Origin of the sequence: Acinetobacter sp. SwsAc2, from assembly GCF_013391465.1 — a bacterium.
Lineage (GTDB): Bacteria > Pseudomonadota > Gammaproteobacteria > Pseudomonadales > Moraxellaceae > Acinetobacter > Acinetobacter johnsonii.
Map to the genome: position 1 here is coordinate 1 of NZ_JACBEZ010000070.1, position 2985 is coordinate 2985.

General features: G+C 49.8%; 1 rRNA gene. It reads right to left on the reverse strand.

What is annotated here, in order from left to right:
* Positions 1-71: 71 nt before the first annotated feature.
* Positions 72-2965 (reverse strand): 23S ribosomal RNA (locus HYI04_RS16625).
* Between the last annotated feature and the right edge of the window lie 20 nt (positions 2966-2985).

The window sequence follows — 2985 nt, forward strand, 5'->3', positions numbered from 1 at the left end:
TATCTAGCTTTATAACTAAATCAAGTTGTTTGCAGTGATTTGAACCACAACACCAACTGTTTGGGTGTTGTATAGTCAAGCCTCACGAGCAATTAGTATTGGTCAGCTTCACATATCACTATGCTTCCACATCCAACCTATCAACGTCGTAGTCTTCAACGGCTCTTTAGAGGACATAAAGTCCTAGGGAAATCTTATCTTGAGGTAGGCTTCCCGCTTAGATGCTTTCAGCGGTTATCCCTTCCGAACATAGCTACCCGGCGATGCGACTGGCGTCACAACCGGTACACCAGAGGTTCGTCCACTCTGGTCCTCTCGTACTAGGAGCAGATCCTCTCAAATTTCCAACGCCCACGGTAGATAGGGACCGAACTGTCTCACGACGTTCTAAACCCAGCTCGCGTACCTCTTTAAATGGCGAACAGCCATACCCTTGGGACCTGCTTCAGCCCCAGGATGAGATGAGCCGACATCGAGGTGCCAAACACCGCCGTCGATATGAACTCTTGGGCGGTATCAGCCTGTTATCCCCAGAGTACCTTTTATCCGTTGAGCGATGGCCCTTCCATACAGAACCACCGGATCACTAAGACCTACTTTCGTACCTGCTCGACTTGTGGGTCTCGCAGTTAAGCGCGCTTTTGCCTTTATACTCTACGCGTGATTTCCGACCACGCTGAGCGCACCTTCGTACTCCTCCGTTACTCTTTAGGAGGAGACCGCCCCAGTCAAACTACCCACCAGACATGGTCCTCGCTCCAGATAATGGAGCAGAGTTAGAACCTCAATATTACCAGGGTGGTATTTCAAGATTGGCTCCACCGAAACTAGCGTCTCGGTTTCAAAGCCTCCCACCTATCCTACACAAGTAAGATCAAAGTTCAATGTCAAGCTGCAGTAAAGGTTCACGGGGTCTTTCCGTCTAGCCGCGGGTACACCGCATCTTCACGGCGAATTCGATTTCACTGAGTCTCTGCTGGAGACAGCGCCCCCATCATTATGCCATTCGTGCAGGTCGGAACTTACCCGACAAGGAATTTCGCTACCTTAGGACCGTTATAGTTACGGCCGCCGTTTACTGGGGCTTCGATCAAGAGCTTCGCTTACGCTAACCCCATCAATTAACCTTCCAGCACCGGGCAGGCATCACACCCTATACGTCCACTTTCGTGTTTGCAGAGTGCTATGTTTTTAATAAACAGTTGCAGGGGCCTGGTTTCTGTGGCTGCCAATAGCTCAAGGAGTAAATCCTATCACCGTCGGCAGCGTACCTTCTCCCGAAGTTACGGTACCATTTTGCCTAGTTCCTTCAGCAGAGTTCTCTCAAGCGCTTTGGTCTACTCGACCTGACCACCTGTGTCGGTTTCGGGTACGATTCCTATGTAACTGAAGCTTAGAGACTTTTCCTGGAAGCATGGTATCAGCCACTTCACTGTACAAGTACAGCTTGCTATCAGTTCTCAGCATAGAGTACCCCGGATTTGCCTAAGATACATGCCTACAACCTTCCACCTGGACAACCAACGCCAGGCTGACTTAACCTTCTCCGTCCTCTCATCGCATTACATAGAAGTATTGGAATATTAACCAATTTCCCATCGACTACGCCTCTCGGCCTCGCCTTAGGGGTCGACTCACCCAGCCCCGATTAACGTTGGACTGGAACCCTTGGTCTTTCAGCGTGCGAGTTTTTCACTCGCATTGTCGTTACTCACGTCAGCATTCGCACTTCTGATACCTCCAGCATACTTCTCAATACACCTTCATCGGCTTACAGAACGCTCCCCTACCACTTGCAATAAATTGCAAATCCGCAGCTTCGGCATATAGTTTTAGCCCCGTTACATCTTCCGCGCAGGCCGACTCGACTAGTGAGCTATTACGCTTTCTTTAAAGGGTGGCTGCTTCTAAGCCAACCTCCTAGCTGTCTATGCCTTCCCACATCGTTTCCCACTTAACTATAATTTTGGGGCCTTAGCTGGCGGTCTGGATTGTTTTCCTCTTGACTACGGACGTTAGCACCCGCAGTCTGTCTCCCGGATAGTACTCATTGGTATTCGGAGTTTGCATCGGTTTGGTAAGTCGGGATGACCCCCTAGCCGAAACAGTGCTCTACCCCCAATGGTATTCGTCCGAGGCGCTACCTAAATAGCTTTCGGGGAGAACCAGCTATCACCGAGTTTGATTAGCCTTTCACCCCTATCCACAAGTCATCCCCTGGCTTTTCAACGACAGTGGGTTCGGTCCTCCAGTTAGTGTTACCCAACCTTCAACCTGCTCATGGATAGATCACCCGGTTTCGGGTCTACACCCAGCAACTAAACGCCCTATTAAGACTCGATTTCTCTACGGCTCCCCTATTCGGTTAACCTCGCTACTGAATGTAAGTCGCTGACCCATTATACAAAAGGTACGCAGTCACCGAACAAGTCGGCTCCCACTGCTTGTATGCATGCGGTTTCAGGATCTATTTCACTCCCCTCACAGGGGTTCTTTTCGCCTTTCCCTCACGGTACTGGTTCACTATCGGTCAGTCAGGAGTATTTAGCCTTGGAGGATGGTCCCCCCATATTCAGACAAGGTTTCACGTGCCCCGCCCTACTCGACATCATCATATAAGCCCTTTCGTGTACAGGACTATCACCCACTATGGTTGCACTTCCCAGAGCATTCCACTAGAACTTATATGACTTAATGGGCTTTTCCCCGTTCGCTCGCCGCTACTGAGGGAATCTCAATTGATTTCTTTTCCTAAGGGTACTGAGATGTTTCACTTCCCCTCGTTCGCCTCGTATGACTATGTATTCATCATACGATACCTGCCTTATGACAGGTGGGTTTCCCCATTCAGAAATCTCCGGATCACAGGATATTTGCCGCCTCCCCGGAGCTTATCGCAGGCTATTACGTCTTTCATCGCCTCTGACTGCCAAGGCATCCACCACATGCACTTAATTACTTGACTATACAACCCCAAACAGTCGT